General features: G+C 71.8%; 19 protein-coding genes and 1 other RNA gene. 3 read left to right on the forward strand and 17 right to left on the reverse strand.

Annotated elements, in window-relative coordinates:
• Positions 1-467: 467 nt before the first annotated feature.
• The 5 genes from A3Q37_RS23015 to A3Q37_RS23035 all read right to left on the reverse strand — a co-directional run bounded on the left by A3Q37_RS23015 (position 468) and on the right by A3Q37_RS23035 (position 7,103).
• Complete coding sequence (locus tag A3Q37_RS23015; protein ID WP_065487517.1) at positions 468-1,904, reverse strand: NAD-dependent malic enzyme; 1,437 nt, start codon at positions 1,902-1,904, stop codon at positions 468-470.
• Between the two features lie 437 nt (positions 1,905-2,341).
• Positions 2,342-4,714 carry a UvrD-helicase domain-containing protein gene (locus tag A3Q37_RS23020; protein ID WP_065487518.1) on the reverse strand — a complete coding sequence of 791 codons (2,373 nt, stop codon included), beginning with the start codon at positions 4,712-4,714 and terminating at the stop codon, positions 2,342-2,344.
• A 101-nt stretch (positions 4,715-4,815) separates the two neighbouring features.
• Entirely contained in the window at positions 4,816-5,790 is a 975-nt protein-coding gene (locus tag A3Q37_RS23025) for an anti-sigma factor (RefSeq protein ID WP_065487519.1), read from the reverse strand.
• Positions 5,787-6,374 (reverse strand): sigma-70 family RNA polymerase sigma factor, encoded by a 588-nt coding sequence (locus A3Q37_RS23030; RefSeq protein ID WP_065487520.1) that lies wholly within the window; start codon positions 6,372-6,374, stop codon positions 5,787-5,789. The genes A3Q37_RS23025 and A3Q37_RS23030 overlap by 4 nt, the downstream gene beginning before the upstream one ends.
• Positions 6,375-6,440: 66 nt before the next feature.
• A complete protein-coding gene (locus A3Q37_RS23035; protein ID WP_065487521.1) occupies positions 6,441-7,103 on the reverse strand; it encodes an ABATE domain-containing protein in 663 nt (220 codons plus the stop codon).
• Positions 7,104-7,195: 92 nt separating this feature from the next.
• Here A3Q37_RS23035 and A3Q37_RS23040 point away from each other — a divergent pair, with 92 nt between their 5' ends.
• Positions 7,196-7,834 (forward strand): GNAT family N-acetyltransferase, encoded by a 639-nt coding sequence (locus A3Q37_RS23040; protein WP_065487547.1) that lies wholly within the window; start codon positions 7,196-7,198, stop codon positions 7,832-7,834.
• Here the strand turns inward: A3Q37_RS23040 and A3Q37_RS23045 are convergent.
• From A3Q37_RS23045 to A3Q37_RS23075, 7 genes are all read right to left on the reverse strand, one after another.
• Positions 7,767-8,330, reverse strand: a complete 564-nt coding sequence (locus tag A3Q37_RS23045) for a GNAT family N-acetyltransferase (RefSeq protein ID WP_065487522.1) — start codon at positions 8,328-8,330, stop codon at positions 7,767-7,769. The two genes, A3Q37_RS23040 and A3Q37_RS23045, sit on opposite strands and share 68 nt — an antisense overlap.
• Before the next feature lie 120 nt (positions 8,331-8,450).
• Positions 8,451-9,593, reverse strand: a complete 1,143-nt coding sequence (locus A3Q37_RS23050; protein ID WP_065487523.1) for a uroporphyrinogen-III synthase — start codon at positions 9,591-9,593, stop codon at positions 8,451-8,453.
• Positions 9,594-9,789: 196 nt separating this feature from the next.
• Complete coding sequence (locus tag A3Q37_RS23055) at positions 9,790-11,121, reverse strand: NarK/NasA family nitrate transporter (protein WP_065487524.1); 1,332 nt, start codon at positions 11,119-11,121, stop codon at positions 9,790-9,792.
• Between the two features lie 147 nt (positions 11,122-11,268).
• Entirely contained in the window at positions 11,269-12,432 is a 1,164-nt protein-coding gene (locus A3Q37_RS23060; RefSeq protein ID WP_065487525.1) for an acyltransferase, read from the reverse strand.
• Entirely contained in the window at positions 12,429-14,636 is a 2,208-nt protein-coding gene (locus A3Q37_RS23065) for a glycosyltransferase (protein ID WP_079137942.1), read from the reverse strand. The genes A3Q37_RS23060 and A3Q37_RS23065 overlap by 4 nt, the downstream gene beginning before the upstream one ends.
• A complete protein-coding gene (locus A3Q37_RS23070; RefSeq protein WP_065487527.1) occupies positions 14,637-15,332 on the reverse strand; it encodes a hypothetical protein in 696 nt (231 codons plus the stop codon).
• Positions 15,333-15,494: 162 nt separating this feature from the next.
• Positions 15,495-16,466: a LysR family transcriptional regulator gene (locus tag A3Q37_RS23075; RefSeq protein WP_065487528.1), complete on the reverse strand. Its 972-nt coding sequence runs from the start codon at positions 16,464-16,466 to the stop codon at positions 15,495-15,497.
• 388 nt (positions 16,467-16,854) lie between these two features.
• On the opposite strand from A3Q37_RS23075, the gene A3Q37_RS23080 reads away from it, so the two are divergent.
• Complete coding sequence (locus A3Q37_RS23080; protein WP_079137943.1) at positions 16,855-18,084, forward strand: MFS transporter; 1,230 nt, start codon at positions 16,855-16,857, stop codon at positions 18,082-18,084.
• A 77-nt stretch (positions 18,085-18,161) separates the two neighbouring features.
• Here A3Q37_RS23080 and ssrA read toward each other — a convergent pair.
• The 5 genes from ssrA to ftsE all read right to left on the reverse strand — a co-directional run bounded on the left by ssrA (position 18,162) and on the right by ftsE (position 22,071).
• Positions 18,162-18,548, reverse strand: a transfer-messenger RNA (tmRNA) gene (ssrA, locus tag A3Q37_RS23085).
• Positions 18,549-18,646: 98 nt separating this feature from the next.
• Positions 18,647-19,135, reverse strand: coding sequence for an SsrA-binding protein SmpB (smpB, locus tag A3Q37_RS23090; protein ID WP_003968790.1), 489 nt, complete (start codon positions 19,133-19,135; stop codon positions 18,647-18,649).
• 18 nt (positions 19,136-19,153) lie between these two features.
• Positions 19,154-20,338, reverse strand: coding sequence for a S41 family peptidase (locus tag A3Q37_RS23095; protein WP_065487530.1), 1,185 nt, complete (start codon positions 20,336-20,338; stop codon positions 19,154-19,156).
• A 68-nt stretch (positions 20,339-20,406) separates the two neighbouring features.
• Positions 20,407-21,327 carry a permease-like cell division protein FtsX gene (gene ftsX, locus A3Q37_RS23100; RefSeq protein WP_065487531.1) on the reverse strand — a complete coding sequence of 307 codons (921 nt, stop codon included), beginning with the start codon at positions 21,325-21,327 and terminating at the stop codon, positions 20,407-20,409.
• A 54-nt stretch (positions 21,328-21,381) separates the two neighbouring features.
• Positions 21,382-22,071: a cell division ATP-binding protein FtsE gene (gene ftsE / locus A3Q37_RS23105; RefSeq protein WP_003968787.1), complete on the reverse strand. Its 690-nt coding sequence runs from the start codon at positions 22,069-22,071 to the stop codon at positions 21,382-21,384.
• A 260-nt stretch (positions 22,072-22,331) separates the two neighbouring features.
• Here ftsE and A3Q37_RS23110 point away from each other — a divergent pair, with 260 nt between their 5' ends.
• Positions 22,332-22,532, forward strand: a complete 201-nt coding sequence (locus A3Q37_RS23110; RefSeq protein ID WP_065487532.1) for a hypothetical protein — start codon at positions 22,332-22,334, stop codon at positions 22,530-22,532.
• Positions 22,533-22,550 lie beyond the last annotated feature (18 nt).

Consider the following 22,550-nt stretch of genomic DNA (forward strand, 5'->3'; position numbering starts at 1 on the left):
GTCCCCGGACCCGGGTCTGATGTCAGACCCTCTCGCCCGATTACGCATCCTGCCCCCACCAGCGGCGGGAAAGCCAATCCGGAACCCTTCGGGGTCAATGAAAAGCGCCACGGTTTGCTCGTGGTGACGCTCCGTCGACTTGGCCGAGCGGTCCGCAGCGGATGCCGGGCCCCGCAGGGCCCACTGCCCGCCCACCCTAAAGGGGCGTTTGGGGCGCCGCGACCCGCGACGCGCCGTACGGCACGGGCGGGTGCGGCCCGGGGTACTCCGCGCGTACCCCCCGAAAGGACCCCGAAACGGCTAGGGCCTTTCGTTTGGATCAGGTCGGATCAGGGAGCGGGGTCCGGTGCGTGCAGCTGCAAGGCGGAGGATTGAGGCAACGCGGAGCGTTGGTGATTGACGACAACGCCGCAGATGTGCGTGCCGGACCCCGCGAGCCCGACATGATCCAAACGAAAGGCCCTAGGTCAGACGGTCGTGGAGGGGGTGGTGGCGGTGGCGCCGGCGGCCTTCGCGGCGGCGCGTACGGCTCCGGCGACCGCGCCCGCGACCTTGTCGTTGAAGACCGAGGGGATGATGTAGTTCGCGTTGACCTCGTCCTCGGCGACCACGTCGGCCAGGGCGCCGGCGGCGGCGAGCATCATCTCCGTGTTGACGGTGCGGGACTGAGCGTCCAGCAGACCGCGGAAGACACCCGGGAAGACCAGCACGTTGTTGATCTGGTTGGGGAAGTCCGAGCGGCCGGTGGCGACGACCGCGGCCGTCTGACGGGCGATCGCGGGGTCGACCTCGGGGTCCGGGTTCGCGAGCGCGAACACGATCGCGTCGTCCGCCATCGCGGCGACGTCGTCGCCGTTCAGCACGTTCGGGGCGGAGACGCCGATGAAGACGTCGGCGCCGACGACGGCCTGCTTGAGGGTGCCGGTGACACCTTCGGGGTTGGTGTTGTCGGCGATCCAGCGCAGCGGCGAGTCGGGGTCGGCGGCGACCAGGTCCTCGCGTCCGGCGTGCACCACTCCGTGGATGTCGGCGACCACCGCGTGCTTGACGCCCGCGGCGATGAGCAGCTTCAGGATGGCCGTACCGGCCGCGCCCGCGCCGGACATGACGACCCGTACATCACCGATGCTCTTGCCCACCACGCGCAGGGCGTTGGTGAGGGCGGCGAGCACGACGATCGCGGTGCCGTGCTGGTCGTCGTGGAAGACGGGGATGTCGAGGGCCTCGCGCAGCCGGGCCTCGATCTCGAAGCAGCGCGGCGCGGAGATGTCCTCCAGGTTGATGCCCGCGAAGCCGGGGGCGATGGCCTTGACGATCTCGACGATGGCGTCGGTGTCCTGGGTGTCCAGGCAGATCGGCCAGGCGTCGATGCCCGCGAAACGCTTGAAGAGGGCCGCCTTGCCCTCCATGACGGGCAGCGCGGCCTTCGGGCCGATGTTGCCGAGGCCGAGCACCGCGGAGCCGTCCGTCACAACTGCGACGGAGTTGCGCTTGATGGTGAGGCGGCGCGCGTCCTCGGGGTTCTCGGCGATCGCCATGCAGACGCGGGCGACGCCGGGGGTGTAGATCATCGAGAGGTCGTCACGGTTGCGGATGGGGTGCTTGGACGCCATCTCGATCTTGCCGCCGAGGTGCATGAGGAACGTACGGTCGGAGACCTTGCCCAGCACGACGCCCTCGATGTCGCGCAGACCTTCGACGATCTCGTCCGCGTGCGAGGTGGAGGTGGCGGCGATGGTGACGTCGATCCGCAGCTTCTCGTGGCCGGACGCGGTCACGTCGAGGCCGGTGACCGAGCCCCCGGAGGACTCGACGGCCGTGGTGAGCTGGGAGACCGCGGTGCCGCTCGCGGGCACCTCCAGCCGGACCGTCATCGAGTACGAGACGCTGGGCGCCGTTGCCATGGCCGAGTCCTTCGCTTTCCTTAGCTTCATTGCCGCACATCCGGAGCATGGGTTCCGGATGTGCTTTCCGATCGTCGCACCTACCGACTGGTAGCCGGTAATGACTGCCGTCTTTCGGAAAGTAGTTTCCACCATACGAGAGATCACCCGTTCGGCGGAACCCCCAACGGGCCGGAAAGCCGCCGACGGACCGCCCACAACGAGAACAGACCCGCGCCACCGGGAGGTGACGCGGGTCTGTCTTTTACGTCCAAGTGGCACCGGCCCGCCATGCTCGCCTCGCGGCAAGTGGTCGCTCGAAGCGACGAAGGTTGGGCCCGGGGGCTTGGATCGAGCCGGTGCCAGTACCAAGGTAACAAAGACCCCGGAAAAGTGATTCCCGTGCGCCGGGTTGACTCGCGGAACCCTCCCGCGTCGGTCCCCCGGCGCCGCGGGCATCAATCCCTGAGCAGGTCCGGCACCCCGTCCTCGTCCGGCATGTCCCGCTCCCCCGAGACCACCGTGAGCTGCTGCGTCGCCCGGGTCAGCGCCACGTACAGCACGCGCAGCCCGGCCGGGGACTCGTCCGCGATCTCCGCCGGCGAGACGACCACCGTGGCGTCGTACTCCAGCCCCTTGGCCTCCAGGCTGCCCAGCGCCACCACCCGCTCCCCCAGCTCCGCGAGCCACTCGCGGGCCTGGGCGCGCCGGTTCATCGCGACGACCACGCCGACCGTGCCGTCCACCTCCGCCAGCAGCCGGGCGGCCTCCTCGCGGACCGTGGCGGCCAGCTCCCCGTCGCGTACCGGCTCGAAGCGCGGCACGACCCCGGTCGAGCGGACCGCCGCCGGGGACTCCATGCCGGGCATGGCCAGCGCCAGCACCTTGGCGGCCAGCTCCGCGATCTCCGCCGGGTTGCGGTAGTTGACGGTGAGGGTGAAGCGGCGGCGCGGCCGGGAGCCGAGCGCCTCGTCCCGGGCCGCGGCCGCCTCGTCCGGGTCGGACCAGGAGGACTGGGCCGGGTCGCCGACGATCGTCCAGGTGGCGTGCCGGCCCCGGCGGCCGACCATGCGCCACTGCATCGGGGTGAGGTCCTGCGCCTCGTCGACGATGACGTGCGCGTACTCGGTGCGCTCCGCCGCGAGCCGTTCGGCCCGCTCCCACTGGGTCTCCTCGCGCTGCGGCATCAGCTCCTCAAGACCGGTGAGCTGGTCCAGCGGGTCGGCTTCACGCTTGCGCTTGGGCCGGGCGGGGGTGCCCAGCAGCGCCTGGAGCTCGTCCAGGAGCGCCACGTCGTGGACGGAGAGCGGACCGTTTCCGTCCGCGCCCAGGCGCTTCAGGGAACGGGCCAGGCGGCGCACCTCACCCTGGTTGAGGATGCGCCGGGACCAGCGGCCGAGCCGCCGCTCGTCGGCCATCGCGGCCAGCACCCGGCGGGGCGTCAGCTCCGGCCACCAGGCGTCCAGGAACTCCAGGAACGGGGTCTCGGTGGAGACGTCCTCGTCGAACGAGGAGCGCAGCTCCGCGATCAGTTCCGGGTCGGTGTAGCGGCCGCGCCCGGAGGACTTGCTCCACAGGGCGTCCAGCAGGAGCTTGCGGGCGCGCGGGCGCAGCAGGTTGACCGGGGCGGTGCCGCCGAGCACGTTGTGCCGGATGCGGCGCAGCTCGTCGGCCTCCAGCTCGATCCGGGCCCCGAAGGCGACGACGCGCAGCCGGGTGGGGGTGGCCGGGGCGGCCGCCGGCGCGGGTTCGTCCCCGAAGGCGAGCTGGCCGCCCTCGTCCACCGGCCGCGGGACCTCCAGCGCGCCCCGGGCCGCCTTGCGCAGCACGGGGAGCATCCGGGAGGAGCCCTTGACCCGGGCCACGGCCGGTTCGTCGTAGGCGGTGGCTCCCTCCAGGCCCGCCGCGTCGTCGGAGAGCGAGCCGATCGCGCGGATCGCGACCTGGCCCTCCTCGCCGAGCGAGGGCAGCACCCCTTCGGTGTACGCGACCAGGAGCGGGGTGGGCGAGACGATCAGGATGCCGCCCGCGTACCGCCGCCGGTCCTGGTAGAGCAGATAGGCCGCCCGGTGCAGGGCGACGGCGGTCTTGCCGGTGCCGGGGCCGCCGGTGACCTCGGTGACGGAGGCGGCGGGGGCCCGGATGACCAGGTCCTGTTCGGCCTGGATGGAGGAGACGATGTCCCGCATGGTGTGGCTGCGGGCCTGGCCGAGCGCGGCCATCAGCGCGCCGTCCCCGATCACGGGCAGCTTCTCGCCGTCCAGGAACGCCGTCAGCTCCGGGCGCATCAGGTCGTCCTCGACCCCGAGGACCTTGCGGCCCTTGGAGCGGATGACCCGGCGGCGTACGACACGGCCCGGGTCCTTCGGGGTGGAGCGGTAGAACGGGGCGGCGGCCGGGGCCCGCCAGTCGATCACCAGCGGCGCGTAGTCGGCGTCCAGGACCCCGATCCGGCCGATGTGGAGCGTCTCGGCGATATCGGCGGTGGCGTCGTCGCGTACGGAGTCGTCGGCGGGTTCGACCGAGGTGTACGCGCCGTCCGGGCCGCGCTCCCCGTCCTTGCCGAGCAACAGGTCGATCCGGCCGAAGAGGAAGTCCTCGAACTCGCTGTTCAGCCGGTTGAGGTGGATCCCCGCCCGGAACACCTGGGCGTCCCGCTCCGCGAGCGCGCCGGGGGTACCGACCTGGCCGCGCTTGACGGCGTCGTTCATGAGGAATTCCGCCTCGTGGATCTTCTCTTCGAGGCGGTGATAAACACGGTCGAGATGCTCTTGCTCGACACCGATTTCCCGGTCCCGCAGCGATTCGACAGCGGCATCCTGCGCGGCCACCGAGGCCCCCTTCTTAACGGCACTGGGCAGCCGTCAACCCTATAGCGAAGGGGGCCCGGGCGCACCTGCCGACCTGCGGGCGGTCGCGCGTCGCGTCCAGCTCAGGCTCCGATCTCCACCAGCCGCTCGCCGTCGAAGGTCCGCACCTCGAAGCGGGCGATGTCCTCGCGGTCCATCGCCGCCCCGCCGTGCACGTACAGCGGGGCCTTGGCCGCCGGGTTCGTCGCGCCCTCGATGCCGTACCCCCACTGCGGGACGGACCAGGAGGTGACGACCTCCTCCTCGCCGGTCTTGGAGACGGCGACGAGATTGCACTTCTGCGGTCCCTTGACGTTCTTCAGCTCCAGGACCGTGTGGGTGCCCCAGGCCTTCTCCTCCATGCCGACGGTCGCGCCGACCCGGGTGGTGGGGTCGGTCGCCGAGACCTTCTCCGTCATGTGCTCGAAGAAGGCGTCCTCGGCCGGGCTGGTGGGGTGCGGCTCGCCCACCGCCACCGATCCCCCGCCGCGGTCGTCGCCCGAGGTGACCGCGAACGCGGCGACCGGGCCACCGACGATGAGGGCGGCGGCCGCGGCGACCCAGTACCGGCTGCGCCGGGTGCGGCGGTGGCGTTTGCGCGCGACCTCGTCCATCAGTCCGCCGAGCAGCCGGGGCGCGGGCTGCTCGGGCACATGCGGTACGGGGCGGGCGCCGGGCACGGCGGACGGGGACTCGGAGAGCATCGCGAGCATCGGCTCCATCCCCGCGAACTCGTCGAGATGCGCGGCGCACCGGGCGCAGCCCGCGAGATGGGCCTCGAAGTCGCTCGCCTGGGCGTCGTCGAGGATGCCGAGGACGTACGCGGCGGCCGCGTCGTGCTCGGAGCCTTCGGAGCCCGCGGACCCGGGGCCGCGGCCGGAACCGGCGCCGAAGCGTCCGGACGGGGCGGAGGAGCCCGGCGGGCCGGGGACGCCGGTGAGGTGGGCGGGCCCTGAGGGGTGTGCAGGACCCGCCGCATACGGGGGACTTGAGGGACCGGACGGCGTGCGGTGACCGGGAGGCCGGGGCCCGAACGGCTGCCACTGCTGGTCGCTCATGCCGTGATCCCCCTCTCTTCGAGTGCGAGCTTCATCGAACGCAGTGCGTAGAACACCCGGGACCGCACGGTCCCGCTGGGGACACCGAGCACTTCGGCGGCCTCATTGACCGTACGCCCCTTGAAGTAGGTCTCGACCAATGCTTCCCGGTGCGCGGGCGTCAAATCTTCGAGCGCGTCCGAGAGCGTCATCAGCCACAGCGCCTTGTCGATCTCGTCCTCCGCGGGAATGACCTCCAGCGGCGACGGATCGACCTCGCGCGGCCGGGCCTGCCGGCTGCGGTGGTTGTCGATGACGATGCGCCGGGCGACCGTCACCAGCCAGGGTCGGACGGAGCCGGTGGCCCGGTTGAGCCGGCCGGCGTTCTTCCAGGCACGGATGAGCGTCTCCTGCACCACGTCCTCGGCCCGCTGGCGGTCGCCCGCGACGAGTCGGAGGACGTACGCGAGCAGCGGCCCGGCGTGTTCGCGGTACAGCGCCCGCATCAGTTCCTCGTCCGGTATCCCGGAGGGGGACGGGGGCGGCTCACTGCGATGTCGAGCCCTGGGCGGACGGTCATCGGCCACGGCCGCATCCTTGCGCACCCGAACCTCCCGGTCGAGACCTCTGAAACGAGCTCCTGGACCATCGATACGGGGGTGGGCGCCGGTTCATTCAACGCCGGGCGGAATTTCTTTCTCCGGACCGTCCGGGTCAGGTGCCGCCGGTCCGAACGCGCTGCCCGTTCCCGAGGTTCTGCGCCGGTGCCGGGCGACCCGTTCGCGGTTGCCGCAGACCTCTCCGGAGCACCAGCGCCGCCGCCGGCCGCGCGAGGTGTCCAGGTAGAGGCGGTGGCAGGCCTCGCCCTGGCAGCGGCGCAGGGCGGCCCGCGCGACCGGGTCGGTGAGCAGGTCCACCGCGTCCCGGGCGACGACGGCGAGGAGCCCCGAACAGTCGGGCGCGGCGCTCAGGGCCCGTACGAGATCGCCGTCCGCGCCGCGCACCGCACGGGTTCCCGGAGGCGCCCCGGACGCCAGGGAGTTGACCCGCTCCAGCGCGCCGTCGGCCGGGGGCCCGCCGAGCTGGGCCGCCATCAACCGCGAGACGTCGGAGCGCAGTTCACGGAAGCGGACCACCCAGGTGTCGTCCAGCGCCGGCAGCACGGTGCCCGGCGGGACGAGCCGGGCGTCGGTCAGCCACTGGGCCAAGTGTGCGGGCGCGTCGAGCTGTTCACAGGTCCCGGGCACCCCGCCCGCACGTTCCGTGGCCACCAGATCGAGGCAGATCCGGCCCGCGTCGAACCGCCACATCCGCGCACCCCTGCCCGCTGCCATGATCCCGCTCACCGCCCTGGGTCACCCGGTGGAACGACCCTCCCAGAGTGCTCCTGTCGGGGCCCGGCCGGAACCCCACTACCGTGACGGTCATGAGCGATCACGGGGGAACCACGACCGGCACGGATCTCACCTTCACGGCCGATGGGCTGCTGCTGCGACCCTGGCGCGAGGAAGACGTGCCCGTGCTGCTGAAGGCGTACGACGATCCGGTGATGCGGCAATGGGTGCGACTGCCGTTGGACACGCCCGAGGAGGCCGCCCGCTGGCTGGAGTCGCAGCGTACGGGGTGGGCATCCGGGACCCGGTTCAGCTTCGCCGTGACAGACCCGGGCCGGGGCGGGGAGGTGGTCGGCAACCTGGCGCTGAAGCGGCCCGAACCGGAGACCGGGCGGGCCGAGGTGGGTTACTGGACGGCGGCATGGGCGCGCGGCCGGGGTGTGGCACCCCGGGCGCTGGCGGCGCTCACCGACTGGGCGTTCGCGGCCTTCGCCGAGCAGGGCCTGACCCGGCTGGAGTTGCTGCACCAGGTGGACAACGCGGCCTCGTGCCGGGTGGCGGAGAAGTGCGGATACCCGTTGGCGCGGGTGATCCCGGCGCTGCCGCCGGAGTACCCGCTGGACGGCCATGTGCATGTGCGGGAGGCCCCGGCGGCCGCGACGGTCAGCCCGCCGGCGGGTCGTCGTGGAGAAGGCGCTGGAACAGGTGGTGGTCGCGCCAGCGGGCGTTGATGTGCAGATAGCCGGGTGCGGTGCCGATCCGTTCGAACCCGGCCTTGGCGAGCACCCGTTGGGACGGGGTGTTGTCGGTGACGGTCGCCGCCTCGACGCGGTGCAGGCCCAGCCGGTCGCGGGCCGCCTCGCAGACCGCGCCGACGGCGGCGGTGGCCAGGCCGCGTCCGGCGTGGCCCTCGTCGACCCAGTAGCCGAGGCGGCCGTTGCGGAACGGGCCCCGCTCGATGCCGGAGAGCGTGAAGGCGCCGATCACCCGGTCGTCGGCGTCCGCGAGCACCCAGGGCATGGACCGCCCGGCGTCCCGGTCGGCCAGCAGCGCGGTGAGCCGGGCGGCCTGGCCCTCGACGGTGTAGAAGATCTCGGGGCGTACGGGTTCCCAGCGGCGCATGTACGCGCGGTTACGGGTGAGGGTGGCGGCGAAGGAGGGGGCGTCGGCGAGTTCGGCGGGCCGGAAGGCGACGTCCGGGGCGAGGAGATGGGTGCGGTCGGTCATCGGGTCACGCTAACCGGGACGGGCGCGGCTCCGGCCCAGCGGCCCGGCGAGCGGGGCCCGTATGCGGGACCGGTGTGCGGGACCTTGTGCGGGCCACGCCGACCTGGGCGTACGCCCCCCTCAGCGCCCGTACTTCGTGTCCGCCGACGGGTCGAGCGCCAGCCGGTAGCCGCGCTTGACGACCGTCTGGATCAGCCGGGGCACGCCCAGCGCCGAGCGCAGCCGGGCCATCGCCGTCTCGACCGCGTGCTCGTCGGTGCCGCTGCCGGGCAGGGCCCGCAGCAGGTCGGCGCGGGCCACGACCCAGCCGGGGCGGCGGGCCAGCGTGTGCAGGAGGGCCATGCCCGCGGGCGGCACCGCGCGCAGTTCGTCGTCGACGAGGACGGCGTGGCCCCGGATCTCGATGCGGTGGCCGGCGACGGGCAGGATGCGGGCGGCCGCCGGGAGGTGGGCGCACATCAGCTGGACGAGGGGGCCGAGCCGGAAGCGTTCCGGCTGGAGGGTGTCGATGCCCCGGGCCTGGAGCGGGAGGGCGGTGACCGGTCCGACGCAGGCGACCAGCACGTCGTCGCGCAGGGCGCCGAGGATCTCCGGGAGCAGTCCGCGGGTCTCGGCCCGGCCCAGGAACGAGGCGGCGGCGGGCGCGCTGGTGAAGGTGATGGCGTCCAGGCCCCGGGCGGCCGTGACGTCGAGCATCCGGTCGAGCGGGGCGAGGTCCTGCGGCGGCATCCAGCGGTAGACGGGGACGGGGACGACCTCGGCGCCCGCGGCCGTCAGGGACTCGACGAAGCCGGGCAGCGGTTCGCCGTGCAGCTGGAGGGCGACCCTGCGGCCCGCGACGCCTTCGGCGAGGAGCCGGTCGAGGACCTCGGCCATCGATTCGGACCCGGGCGACCAGGCCTCGGTGAGCCCGGCGGCCCGGATCGCGCCCTTGACCTTGGGGCCCCGGGCGAGGAGTTCGACCCCACGCAGGGTCTTCAGGAGCGCGTCGCCGATGCCCCAGCCGTCGGCCGCCTCGATCCAGCCGCGGAAGCCGATCGCGGTGGTGGCGACCGCCACGTCGGGGGCGTGGCCGATCAGCTCCTTGGTGGCGGCGAGGAGTTCGCTGTCGTCGGCGAGCTGCACGATCCGCAGGGCGGGGGCGTGCAGGACGGCGGCGCCGCGGCGTTTGAGGAGGGTGCCCAGCTCCTCGGCCCGGCGGGCGGCGGTCACCCCGACGGTGAAGCCCGCGAGGGGGCCGTGCGTTGTGTCGTCGTCCTGCATGGCGTGTTCCCGGCTCCTGTGTTCCCGCTGGTGCGCGTTGGTTCCCCGCTGGTGCGCGTTGGTTCCCCGCTGATACGCGATGGTTCCCGCTGGTGAGGCGAGGTGCGGAGGCCCGAGACTGCCAACGGTGCGTGACAGGCTCGGTTCCCCCGTATTTCCCGGCCGTTACGTCGCACGACGCCGGGCCGTGCCGTTTCTACACCTCCGCGTAACCGAGCTGGGCCCGGGCGGGTACCGGCGCGGGCCGGCGAAGGTATACCGCCCAGGTGATCGTCACGCACACCCCGTAGAAGGCGAGGAAGGACCAGAAGGCCGCGGTTCCGGTGCCGGAGGCCTGGAAGGACTGGCGGAAGGCGAGGTTGATCGCCAGGCCGCCGAGGGCGCCGACGGCCCCGATGAGGCCCATGGCCGCGCCGGAGAGCCGCCGTCCGTGGGCGGCGGCCGCCTCGCCGTCCAGGCCCCGGGCCAGCGCCTTGGTGTGGAAGATGCCGGGGATCATCTTGTACGTCGATCCGTTGCCGAGGCCCGTCAGGACGAACAGGGCGGTGAAGCCGGTGAGGAAGACCGGCAGCGAGGCGGTTCCCGAGGCGTGGATGACGACGCCGGTGGCGGCGGCCATCGCGACGAAGGTGGCCAGGGTGATGCGCGCGCCGCCGTACCGGTCGGCGAGGCGGCCCCCGACGGGCCGGATCAGGGAGCCCAGCAGCGGGCCGATGAAGGTGAGCGAGGCGGCCTGGAGCGGGGTCCGGCCGAACTGGGTCTGGAGCACCAGGCCGAAGGCGAAGCTGTAGCCGATGAACGAGCCGAAGGTGCCGATGTAGAGGACCGACATGATCCAGGTGTGCGGGTCGCGGACGGCCTCCAGCGCGGCCCCGGTGTCGTTCTTCACGGGCCGCAGGTTGTCCATGTACAGGGCGGCGCAGACGGCGGCCAGGACGATCAGCGGGAGGTAGACGCCGAGGACGATCCGGGGGTGCGAGGCGCCCAGGGTGCCGATGACGAGCAGGCCGACGAGCTGGACGACGGGGACGCCGATGTTGCCGCCGCCCGCGTTGAGGCCGAGCGCCCAGCCCTTCTTGCGCAGCGGGAAGAAGGCGTTGATGTTGGTCATCGACGAGGCGAAGTTGCCGCCGCCGATCCCGGTGAGCGCCGCGACCGCCACGAACGTGCCGTACGAGGTTCCGGGCTCCATCACCCAGAACGCGGCCAGGGTCGGGACGAGCAGGCTCACCGCGCTGAAGATCGTCCAGTTGCGGCCGCCGAAGCGGGCGACGGCGAAGGTGTACGGGACCCGGACCAGCGCGCCGACGAGGGTGGCGGTCGAGATGAGGAAGAACTTCCCGGCCGGGTCGATGCCGTACTCCGGTCCCATGAAGAGGACCATCACCGACCACAGGGTCCAGATGGAGAATCCGATGTGCTCGGAGAGCACGGAGAACCAGAGGTTGCGGCGGGCGACGCGTTCGCCCTTCTCCCGCCAGAACGTCTCGTCCTCCGGCTCCCAGGTCTCGATCCAACGGCCTGCCATCACGCGCCTCCACAGGGGGTCGGGGTGTTGTTCCCGACGCTAGGGAGCCCGCGTTTCGGCGTGGTGCCGCGAGGTGACCGGTGCGCAACCTTGCTCTCACCGGGCCGTTCCCGGCCCGGTGAGATGCCCGGTGGGACGCGGTGCCCGCTACCGCCTGCCGTCCGGCCAGAGCCGGGGGCGACGCTTGGCGGCGACGTCCTCCACCCAGCCGACGGCGACGATCATGAGCGCGATCAGCGGCCAGACGAGCAGGGTCATCAGCAGGGTGTACCCGGCCTCGACCGTCGAGCCCAGGTGCTCGTCCACGTACGGGATCTTCCAGAGGAGGTCGAGCAGCGGGACCGTCGCCAGTATCAGCAGGTTGTGCCAGAGGTAGATCGTCACGGCCCGGTTGTTGGCGAGCGTGACCAGGCGGTCGAAGCGGGCGAGCCGGCCGGGCAGCTCCTGCCAGGACGGGGCGTACTGGAGCAGGATCACGCAGAAGCCGAGCGACCAGGTCGCCTGGGCCAGCGGGATGTCGTTGAGGTCCCAGCCGTCCGCGGTGAGGTGCCCGGCGGCCCACCAGAGCCCGAAGCCCATGACGATCGACGCCAGCGAGACGGTGAGGTAGCGCGGCACGTCCTTGAACAGGCCGTCGTGGTGGGCGAAGCCGAGGACCCAGCAGGCGCCGAACACCGCGAAGTCGCTGAGCGCGTTGCCGGTCTCGCCCGGGATCGTCACGAGGCCGGTGCCGATCACGGCGGTCAGGCCGAGCGGGGCGAGCAGCGTCGCCCAGGGCAGCTTCCGGAACGCCCGGAGCAGCAGGGGCGAGGCGATGACGAACCAGAGGTAGGCGCGGATGTACCAGAGCGGGCCTGCCGCCTGGACCGCCCAGGTGTCCTCCAGCAGACCGGCCTGGTCACCGCTGGACCAGGGGAAGGGAGGCGCGCCGACGGGGAAGACGTACCAGGCAAGCTTGATGAACCACCACGCGCCCTCCGACTTCACCGGCTGCCAGCCCAGCGCGAACATCATCGGTACGACGACGAGCGCGAACACCCACATGGGCGGCAGCAGCCGGCGGATACGGCCCCGGATGACGCCCAGGGCCGGGCGGGACAGCGAGCGGGCCATCAGCGAACCGGCCAGCGCGAACATCACGCCCATGGAGGGGAAGAGGACGGTCAGCCAGGCCCAGCCGAAGATGTGGTAGATCACCACGCGGACCAGGGCGATGGTCCGGAGCAGATCGAGATAGCGGTCCCGGCCGGGCTTCTTCGCCGCGGCGGGGGACGCCACAGGGGTCCCGGCGGGCACGGTGGGGGCGGTCATCCGACGGGCCTCTTCTCGGGGACGGACCCGGTGCCGCGCCGCTGGGCGGAGACCCCGCCGGGGGCTTCCACCGCGCCGGTGCGGCGCAGCTTCTGCCAGCGCAGCCGGCCGCCGGTGAGCGCGGTGATCCAGGACTGGAGCAGCACGACGTACATGAGCTGGCGGTAGAGGATCTGCTGGAGCGGCAGCGAGAGCAGATGGGTCATGCGTTCCTTGTCCAGCCGGAAGGCGTACGCGGCGCAGACGGCCTGGACGACCAGGACGCCGAACCACGCGGCCACGGTCTTGCCGGTCGGGCCGAAGACGAGTCCGTACAGCAGGAACACGTCGATGAGCGGCGCGAGCAGCGGGGCGACGACCATGAACAGGGAGACGAACGGCAGGCCGACCCGCCCGAAGCGGCCGGAGGGCCCGCGTTCGATGACGGCCCTGCGGTGCTTCCAGATCGCCTGCATGGTGCCGTAACTCCACCGGTAGCGCTGCGACCAGAGCTGCTGCACGGACTCCGGGGCCTCGGTCCAGGCGCGGGCGTTCTCGGCGTAGACGACGCGCCAGCCGTCCCGGTGCAGGGCCATGGTGATGTCGGTGTCCTCGGCGAGGGTGTCCTCGCTCATGCCGCCGACCCGCTCCAGGGCCTCGCGGCGGAACGCCCCGACGGCGCCGGGGATGGTGGGCATGCAGCCGAGCACGTCGTACATGCGGCGGTCCAGGTTGAAGCCCATCACGTACTCGATGTGCTGCCAGGCGCCGATGAGGGAGTCGCGGTTGCCGACCTTGGCGTTGCCCGCGACGGCTCCGACCCGGGGGTCGGCGAAGGGCTGGACCAGTTCGCGGACCGTGGCCGGTTCGAAGACGGTGTCGCCGTCCATCATCACGACGATGTCGTAACGGGCGTGCCGGATGCCGTTGTTGAGGGCGGCCGGCTTGCCCGCATTCTGCTGGCGCACCACCCGTACGTGCGGCATCCGCATGGCCTCGACGAGGTCGGCGGTGCCGTCGGTGGAGCCGTCGTCGATGACGATGATCTCGATGGGGTGCTCACTGGCGGCCAGGGAGCGCACGGTCGCCTCGATGCACTCGCGTTCGTTGTACGCGGGGACGAGGACGGAGACCGGGCGGCTCAGGGGCTCGCCCCAGCTGAAGTTCCGGCGGCGGACCTTGCGGGCGTGCAGGAAGGAGAGCAGCAGCATCAACCCGAAGCGGGCCAGGACCAGGGCGCCGATGGCGGCGAGCCCGACGACCAGGACGCCGGTGATCCGCTCGGAGACGGCGACGGCGGAGACGAACGCCTTGCCCTTCCACAGGGCGAACCCGGTGACCGGGGTGTGCGCGCTGGGGGCGTCCAGGGCCGTGGTGAGGCGGGTGAAGGTGTAGCCCTTCTCCTTGAGATCGGGCAGCAGGGTGTCCAGCGCGGCCACGGTCTGCGAGCGGTCGCCGCCGGAGTCGTGCATCAGGATGATCGCGCCCTTGCCGTCCTTCGGCGTGGCCCGGTCGACGATGGCCCGGACCCCGGGGCGCTTCCAGTCCTCGCTGTCGGTGTCGTTGACGACGGTGAGGTAGCCGCGGCTGCCGATGTACTTCGTGACCGGCCAGGACTTGTTGTCCATGGCGTCCGAGAAGGAGGAGTACGGCGGCCGGAAGATCGAGGTGCGGACCCCGGCCGCGCCGGCCAGCGCCAGCTGGTTCTGCGACAGCTCCCAGTCGATGCGCGAGGTGGACTGGTAGGAGAGGTCGGGGTGGTTGAAGGTGTGCAGGCCGAGCTCATGGCCCTCCTCCACCATCCGCCGGACCAGGTCCGGGTGGCGGGCGGCCATGTTGCCGGTGACGAAGAAGACGCCGTGGGCGTCGTACTCCTTCAGCTTGTCGAGCACCTTCGGCGTCCACACCGGGTCGGGCCCGTCGTCGAAGGTCAGGACGATCCGGCGGTCCGGGATGCGCAGGGTCTTCGCCTCACCGGAGCGGGCGTCGATGACGGGCCCGCCGGTCAGGACGTCCTCGGGCACCCGGTCGGTCGGGGCGGCGTCGCGGACCCGGTGGTCGGCGAGGATCTCGCTGTGCACGTATCCGCGCAGCATCAGCATCGCGAGCAGGGCGACGAGAAGGGTCGTCGGCAGGAGGTAGCGCATGGGGAGCCTGAGCCGGCTCCGGCCACGTGACGCCTTGCGCTTCCTGCCGTTCCTGCCCCGCGTGGCGGGGGAGTTCATCTACGGGGCGCTCTCTTCTTGCACCGGCTGTTCCGGGTCCACGACGGGCGGGCCCGTCGGTTCGGTCGGCTCCGGCTCGGTGGTCGGTGGCGTGGGGTCGACCGGCGGCTTGGCGGTCGAGGTCGTGGGGGCGGGCTTCGTGGCACCGCCACCGCCGCCACCGCCCGTGGCGGGACGGGACGGGTCCGCGGAGGCGGACGCCGAGGGGCGGTCCGCCGATCCGGCGGGCACGAGCACGGAGGTGGCCGAGGGGGTGGCGCCCGCGGGGACGCCGGACGCGCCGGCCGCCGGGGCGTCGGAGGCGCTGGGGCCCGGCTCCGGGGTGCCGTCGTCGGACAGGCCGTCGTCGGCGGTGCCGGCGTCGGTCTCGGGCAGCTCCTCGACCTGCTCCGCCTTCGCCTCCTCCTTGGGGCCGGACAGGGGCAGCCAGGGGGCGGTGGAGTTGCCGCCGAGGACGGCGAAGACCAGCGTCACGGCGTAACCGGCGCAGACCGTGGCGAGGACCCAGCCGAGGCGTCGGAAGGTCTTGCTGCGGCGGCCGCTCTCGTCCACGAAGACGGGGCCGTCGGAGCCCTCCGGCGGGGCGGGTTCGCCGGGCAGTTCGGCGAGCTGACGGCCCAGTCCGTCGAGTTGGATCGTCGCGTCGTTGGGCTCGTGCGTGTGCCCGGTTCTTGTGCCTTCGCGCCAGTTGTCCACAGGTGCAGCCCATCCCCCACTCAATGAATCAGGCGCACCGAATTTGACCGGTTCTTTACTGTCGGACTGGGCCCCCACCCGTCCACGAACCTGGCGTCCATGCACCCGGATGATGAATGTAGCGCACGACATTGACGCCCAAGTGCCCCTGAACGGAGTTGATCAGGAACGGTTGCGCATCAGTGACAGATCCGGCTCGGGCAGCCAGGACCCGGACGGCTGGTCCATCCACCCCTCGGCAAGGCCCAACTGGTCAGTAGCGTTGCGCAGCGCGTCCACGCCGGGATGGGTCAGCCCTTTCCGCCAGACCAGCGAGACCGGCGAAAGCGGAACCGGGTCGACGAGCGGGCGCAGTACGGTCCCGGGCAGCGGCGGAAAGCCGACAACGGCCAGAACGGGGTGTCCGCCCTTCTCCATGACCCGCTGGAATTCGGCCACGCCGACGGCGAGCGGAACGGGTGGGGCCATCACGATGCCCCATTCGGCGAACAGCGATGCGGCGAGGTCGGTCCACTCCCGCGTCCGCTCGTTGCCGGCCCCCGCGTAGACGGTCTCGCCGGACAGCTCGGCCAGGGCGACGGTCTCCCGCTCGGCGAGGGGATGAGCCAGGGGCAGCATCAGGGCCATCGGCTCGTACCGCACGGGGTGCACGGAAAGCCCCGCCCGCACGGCGGGGGCCAGTCCGGCGGCCCGGCCGAAGGAGGCGTCGAGCCGGCCGGCCAGGATCTCGGCGGCGGCCCAGGTGAGCCCGGACTCGAACCGGGCCATCAGCTCGCACTCGGGCACCAGTTCACGGGCGCGCTCCAGGACCCGGGCGGCGGTGGCTCCGTCGCTGTTCAGGTCCACCAGCAGCGGCCGGGCGGGGGCGCCGCTGAACGCCCCGGCGAGTTCGGCGTGCGCGTCGAGCACCCGGCGGGCGTACGGCAGCAGGCGTTCGCCGTCCGGGGTGAGCGTGACCTGCCGGGTGGTCCGGACGAACAGCTCCGCGCCCAGCTCGCGTTCCAGCCGCCGGACGTCCCGGCTCAGCGACTGCTGCGCGACGAAGAGCCGGGCGGCGGCCCGGGTGAAGTGCAGTTCGTCGGCGACGGCGAGGAAGGCGCGCAGGAGCCGGGGGTCGGTGTCGGCGGGAGGCACGCCGCGAATCTATCGCGCGGGACCGCATTCACAACACGTGCGCGTGAATCGGTACGGATCAGGTGTTGGACCCGGGCGGCGGTACGCGGCGAGCCTGGTCCGTATGCCGATATCCCCTGCCACCCGCCCGGAGACCGCGCACAGCCTCGTCCCCGCCGCCCCGGCCCGGCCCGCCGCCTCGCCGGGCCCCGGTCCGTCCGCCCGCCCTGGAGCCCGCCCGGAGACCGCACCCCGGCCCGTCCAGCCTGCTCGCCCTGGAGCCCGCCCGGTGGCCGCACCCCGGCCCGTCCTGTCTGCCCGCCCTGGAGCCCGCCCGGTGGCCGCACCCCGGCCCGTCCGGGCCGACGGCCCCTCGTCCGCTTCCCTCCTCGCCGTCTCCTGCGGGCAGTTGGTCGCGGCCCCGCGCTCCGCGCCGACGAGCGGCGGGCACCGGCCTTCGCGCCCGTCGTCGAATCCGTACCTCCGGCTGCTGGCGACGCCCGGGGCCCGCGCCTTCACGGCGGGCAATCTGATCGCCCGGCTGCCGATGGGCATGCTCAGCGTCAGCGCGGTCATCATGATCGCCGGGTCCCGGGGCTCGTACGCCCTCGCCGGGGCCGTCACCGCGACCGGCCTGGCCGCGACGGCGGTCGTCGCTCCCTTCACCGCCCGGCTGGTGGACCGGTTCGGGCAGGCGCGCGTCGCCGTGCCCGCCACCGCGCTCGCCGTGCTGGGGTCGCTGGCCCTGGTGCTGTGCGTGCACCTCGACGCCCCGGCCTGGACGCTGTTCGCCGCGTACGCCGCGACCGCGACGACCCCGAACACCGGCGGGATGTCCCGGGCCCGCTGGGCGTATCTGCACCGGGGCGATCCGGCGGCCCTGCACACCGCGAACTCCTTCGAGCAGGCCGCCGACGAGCTGTGCTTCATGCTGGGCCCGGTGCTGGCCGCGACGCTCTGCGGGGCGCTGTTCCCGGAGGCGGGCACCCTGGTGGGCGCGGCGCTCCTGATGACCGGCGTCCTGGTCTTCGCCGCCCAGCGCGCCACGGAACCGCCCGTCACCCCGCGTACGAAGGCGGTGGCCTCGCCGCTGCGCACGCCGGGGACGCCCGCGCTGCTGGCGGTGTTCCTCGCCACGGGGGCGGTGTTCGGGGCGCTGGAGGTGGTCTCCATCGCGCATGCCGGGGGCGCGATCCTGGCGCTCCAGGCGGCGGGCTCGGGGGCGGCGGGCCTGCTCTACGGTTCGCTGCGGCCGGCCCGGAACGTCCGCCTGCGGCTGCTGCTGTGCCTGGCCGCGATGACGGCCCTGATGTCCCTGCCGCTGCTGGCCGCCGTCACGTCGGCCGGCCTGCCGGTCCTGGCGCTCTGCCTGCTGCTGGCGGGGGCGGCGACCGCGCCGACGATGGTCACGGGCATGACGCTGGTCCAACGGGCGACGCGCCCGGAGCAGTTGAACGAGGGCATGACGCTCTCGGTGACCGCGCTGCTGGGCGGGGTCGCGGCCGGGGCGGCGGTGGGCGGCTGGCTGGTCGAGCACGCGGGGACGGCCTCCGGCTATACGGCCCCGATGTCGGCGGCGGCCCTCGCGCTGACCGTCGCGGCGGCGGGCGGCGGATACGGCCGGTGGCGGCGGACGTGAAACGGGCGCCTGGCGCCGGGCATGAGAAAAGCCGCTGCCCCGCGAGCGAACTCACGGGGCAGCGGCCTACATGGGAATTGTGGAGATGGCGGGAATCGAACCCGCGTCCAACGGTGCGGAACCAGGGCTTCTCCGAGTGCAGTTCGCTGCGCTTTTCTCGGCCCCGGAGGTCACGCGAACAAGCCTCCGACAGGCCCAGCCACTGTTTGATTTCCTTCTCGGACCCGTGGCCGGACCGAGAAGTTTAGATCCCTAGCTGATGCCAGGATCCGGGTCGGGATCACCCCCGGGCTGACACTCCGCAGAGTCTTCGCTAGCTGCTAATTAGGCAGCGAGGGCGAAGGCGGAGGAATCGCGCTTGGAATTGGCGATTATTGTTTGCGACATATGGTTTACGAGATCATTGCCGCTTCCTCGACTCGCTTCCCCTGCTTCGACATCCGCTGTCGAAACCGATCATCCCCATGTGGTGTTTTCAAAACGCGCACCTTCGCTGAGGTGCACGGCCCATCGTACGTGACCAACGCCGGACGATGCCAGCGTATTCCCCGCGAGGGGGTCCTCAGGCGCTGCGCTGCCGCCTGCGGGCCGCCGCGATGGCGCGGTTCGTCTCCCGCGTGTCCTGCTTCTCGCGGAGCGTCTGCCGCTTGTCGTACTCCTTCTTGCCCTTGGCGAGCGCGATCTCGACCTTGACCCGGCCGTCCTTGAAGTACAGCGCGAGCGGCACGATGGTGTGGCCCGTCTCCTGCGACTTCGACTCCAGCTTGTCGATCTCGGCCCGGTGCAGCAGCAGCTTCCGCTTCCGCTTGGCCGCGTGGTTCGTCCAGGTGCCCTGGACGTACTCGGGTACGTGGATGTTGTGGAGCCACGCCTCGTGGTCGTCGATCTGCACGAAGCCGTCGACCAGGGAGGCCCGCCCCATGCGCAGGGACTTGACCTCCGTACCCATGAGGACGAGGCCGCACTCGTAGGTGTCGAGGATCGTGTAGTCGTGCCGCGCCTTCTTGTTCTGCGCGATCATCTTGCGCCCGGTGTCTTTTTCCTTCGCCATAGTGCGGTCATTTTCGCACTACGACCCGCCCCCGAGGCCACTCAATACTGTCTCGGCCCGCTGCTGGGCCCGCTCCCCCACCACCAGGTCCGGCGTGATGCCCTTGCCGTCGACGCTGCGGCCGCCCGGGGTGCGGTAGTGGCCGACGGTCAGCTCGGCCACCGAACCGCCCGGAAGCCTGCTGGGCATCTGCACGGAGCCCTTGCCGAAGGTGGGCGAGCCGACGGTGACCGCGCGGCCCCGGTCCTGGAGGGCGCCGGTCAGCAGCTCGGCGGCGCTCATCGTGCCGCCGTCGACCAGGACGACGACCGGCCGGTCCGTGTCACCGCCCGGATCGGCGTACAGCGCGTGCTGGTCCCCGCGTACGTCGTACGTGGCGACCAGGCCGCCGTCCAGGAAGGCGGAGGCGGCGACGACGGCCTCGGCGACGAGTCCGCCGGAGTTGGCGCGCAGATCGAGGAGTATCCCCGCCCCGTCGGGGGCGTCCCGGACCGCGTCCCGGACGTCGGCCCCCGCGCCCTTGGTGAAAGCGGCGACTTTCACCAGGACCGCCGACGAGGGCTCGTCGCCCAGCCGCCGCACGGTGACCGCCTCGGTGGTGAGCCGGGCCCGCTCCAGGGTCTCCGTCCAGCTCCGGCCCTTCCGGACGAGCCCGAGCTCCACCCGGCTGCCCTCGGCCGCTCCCGTACCGTCTCCGCGCAGTAACGCGACGACCTCCGCGACGGGGCGTCCGCCGATCGCGCGGCCGTCCAGGGTGCGCAGCAGGTCGCCGGCGCGGATGCCGGCCCGGTCGGCGGGGCCGCCGGGCTGGACGCGCGAGACGGTGACATCGCGGCCGGTGCGCCGGGCGGAGAGCCCGACCCCGGTGTAGGTGCCGTCCAGCGCCTGCTCGAACTCCTCGTACTCCCGCTCGTCGTAGACCGCGCCCCAGCGGTCCCCGCTGCGGCTGACGACCTCCTCGGCGGCGGCCTTCACGGACTTCCCGTCGGCCTCGGCCTCGGCGGCCGCGTCCTCGATCTCCTCGTGGTCGACCGGGGCGACGGTGGAGGAGACGGCGCGGGTCTGCGGACCGGGCCCGGGTTCGGGTTCCTGCGGCAGCGAACCGGTCGCGGCGGCGGTGGCGAGAGCGCACCCGAAGACCCATGTCAGGGCCGCCCCGCGGCGAAGACCGCGGGGCCCGAAGCGTTGAGCGGAGCCCGACATGGCGACGAGTCTAGGACAAACCCCCTGGGGCGCACGGGCGATCGCCCGTGCGCCCCAGGGGGCACATGTCACACCTTCAGGTACTTGCGCAGCGCGAAGAGAGCGGCGACGGCGGGCATCAGCAGACCGATCGCGAGCACCAGCGGAAGCTTGGTCAGGACCGCGTCCCAGCCGATGAAGTTGATCAGGTTCAGCTTCTCCTGGAGGGCGAGGCCGCCGTCGATCAGGAAGTACCGGCCGCCGAGCAGCATGGCGCAGGCCAGCACGCCGCCGATGAGGCCGGCGACGGCCGCCTCCATGATGAAGGGGGCCTGGATGTAGAAGCCGGAGGCTCCCACGAGGCGCATGATGCCCGTTTCACGTCTCCGGCTGAACGCGGAGACGCGCACGGTGTTGACGATCAGGATCAGCGCGATGACGAGCATGAGGATCATCACGTAGATCGCGACGACGTTCATGCCGTTCATCAGCTCGAAGAGGTTGTCCAGGATGGACCGTTGGTCCTGGACGGACTGCACCCCGTCCCGCCCGGCGAAGGCCGTCGCGACGACCTTGTACTTCTGCGGGTCCTTGAGCTTGACCCGGAAGGACTCCTGCATCTGGTCGGGCGTGATGTTGCCCGCCATCGGGGAGTCGCCGAACTGCTCCTGGTAGTGCTTGTACGCCTCGTCGACCGTCTCGAAGTGGACCGGCTTCTCGACGGCGTCCATCTTCTCCAGATCGGCCTTGATCTGATCCTTCTGCTCCTTGGTGACAGCCCCCTTGGCGCACTTGGGCATGTCCTTGGCGTCGTTCTTGTTGCAGAGGAAGATCGAGACGTTGACCTTGTCGTACCAGTAGTCCTTCATCGTGCTGACCTGCTCGCGCATCAGCAGCGCACCGCCGAACAGGGCGAGCGAGAGGGCGACGGAGACCACGACCGCGAAGGTCATCGTGAGGTTGCGGCGGAGACCGACGCCGATCTCCGACAGGACGAACTGGGCGCGCATGGCGTCCTTTCAGTACTCGATGCTCGAAATGCACGAAGGGCCGGAGCCCCTCGGTCAGTGCTGGTAGCCGTAGACGCCGCGTGCCTGGTCGCGTACGAGACGGCCCTGCTCGAGCTCGATGACGCGCTTGCGCATCTGGTCGACGATGTTCTGGTCGTGGGTCGCCATGATCACGGTGGTGCCGGTCCGGTTGATCCGGTCCAGCAGCTTCATGATGCCCACCGAGGTCTGCGGGTCGAGGTTGCCGGTCGGCTCGTCCGCGATCAGCAGCATGGGGCGGTTGACGAAGGCGCGGGCGATGGCCACACGCTGCTGCTCACCGCCGGAGAGCTCACCGGGCATCCGCTCCTCCTTGCCGCCGAGGCCGACGAGGTCGAGCACCTGCGGCACGGCCTTGCGGATCTCGCCGCGGGGCTTGCCGATGACCTCCTGCGCGAAGGCCACGTTCTCCGCGACCGTCTTGTTGGGCAGCAGGCGGAAGTCCTGGAAGACCGTCCCCAGCTGGCGGCGCATCTGCGGCACCTTCCAGTTGGACAGCCGCGCGAGGTCCTTGCCGAGCACATGGACCATGCCCGTGCTGGCCCGCTCCTCGCGCAGGATCAGTCGCATGAAGGTCGACTTGCCGGAGCCGGAGGACCCCACCAGGAAGACGAACTCACCCTTCTCGATGTCCAGCGAGACATCGCGCAGAGCCGGTCGGGTCTGCTTCGGGTAGGTCTTGGAGACGTTGTCGAATCGGATCACGGATGCACCACGGTCGGCCGGGAGTAGGTGAGCGTGACCATACGCGAACCGGGCTCACGCGTGCAGGCGGCGTCCGGCAATGGGTGTTATATGGCGAATCGCCCCACGGTACGAAACGGGTCGTGCCGGACCTTGTCCGGCGGGCCGCGCCGAAATCGCCGCGAGCTGGCACAGTGGTGGGGGGAACGGTTGCGTTTCCGTGAGCGTTGTGCGGAGAGAAAGCAGGCAAGCGGCTCCGCCGCGCGGGAGGAGGAATGCGCATGACCTATGACCGACTGGTGTGCGCGAACTGCGCGGCGCCCGTGAGCGAGGGCCGTTGCCGCGTCTGCCGTGCCGTGCGGCAGCAGATGCTGGAGGAGCAGGGCCAGGGCCCGCTGGCCGGGATGAGCCCGGTGGCGCTGATCGCCCTGATGCTGGTGCTGCTGACGGCGCTCGCGCTGCTGGCGTACCAGGCGGCCTGATCAGGGCCGCGAGGGCCG

It is taken from the genome of Streptomyces sp. PTY087I2, from assembly GCF_001687325.1.
Lineage (GTDB): Bacteria > Actinomycetota > Actinomycetes > Streptomycetales > Streptomycetaceae > Streptomyces.

Bases quoted from the DNA above. Each gene is read 5' to 3' on its own strand.
- A3Q37_RS23015 (WP_065487517.1), bottom strand. From the start codon at position 1,904: ATGGCAACGGCGCCCAGCGTCTCGTACTCGATGACGGTCCGGCTGGAG.
- A3Q37_RS23025 (WP_065487519.1), bottom strand. From the start codon at position 5,790: ATGAGCGACCAGCAGTGGCAGCCGTTCGGGCCCCGGCCTCCCGGTCAC.
- A3Q37_RS23035 (WP_065487521.1), bottom strand. From the start codon at position 7,103: ATGGCAGCGGGCAGGGGTGCGCGGATGTGGCGGTTCGACGCGGGCCGG.
- A3Q37_RS23040 (WP_065487547.1), top strand. From the start codon at position 7,196: ATGAGCGATCACGGGGGAACCACGACCGGCACGGATCTCACCTTCACG.
- A3Q37_RS23045 (WP_065487522.1), bottom strand. From the start codon at position 8,330: ATGACCGACCGCACCCATCTCCTCGCCCCGGACGTCGCCTTCCGGCCC.
- A3Q37_RS23050 (WP_065487523.1), bottom strand. From the start codon at position 9,593: ATGCAGGACGACGACACAACGCACGGCCCCCTCGCGGGCTTCACCGTC.
- A3Q37_RS23055 (WP_065487524.1), bottom strand. From the start codon at position 11,121: ATGGCAGGCCGTTGGATCGAGACCTGGGAGCCGGAGGACGAGACGTTC.
- A3Q37_RS23060 (WP_065487525.1), bottom strand. From the start codon at position 12,432: ATGACCGCCCCCACCGTGCCCGCCGGGACCCCTGTGGCGTCCCCCGCC.
- A3Q37_RS23065 (WP_079137942.1), bottom strand. From the start codon at position 14,636: ATGAACTCCCCCGCCACGCGGGGCAGGAACGGCAGGAAGCGCAAGGCG.
- smpB (WP_003968790.1), bottom strand. From the start codon at position 19,135: ATGGCGAAGGAAAAAGACACCGGGCGCAAGATGATCGCGCAGAACAAG.
- A3Q37_RS23095 (WP_065487530.1), bottom strand. From the start codon at position 20,338: ATGTCGGGCTCCGCTCAACGCTTCGGGCCCCGCGGTCTTCGCCGCGGG.
- ftsX (WP_065487531.1), bottom strand. From the start codon at position 21,327: ATGCGCGCCCAGTTCGTCCTGTCGGAGATCGGCGTCGGTCTCCGCCGC.
- A3Q37_RS23110 (WP_065487532.1), top strand. From the start codon at position 22,332: ATGACCTATGACCGACTGGTGTGCGCGAACTGCGCGGCGCCCGTGAGC.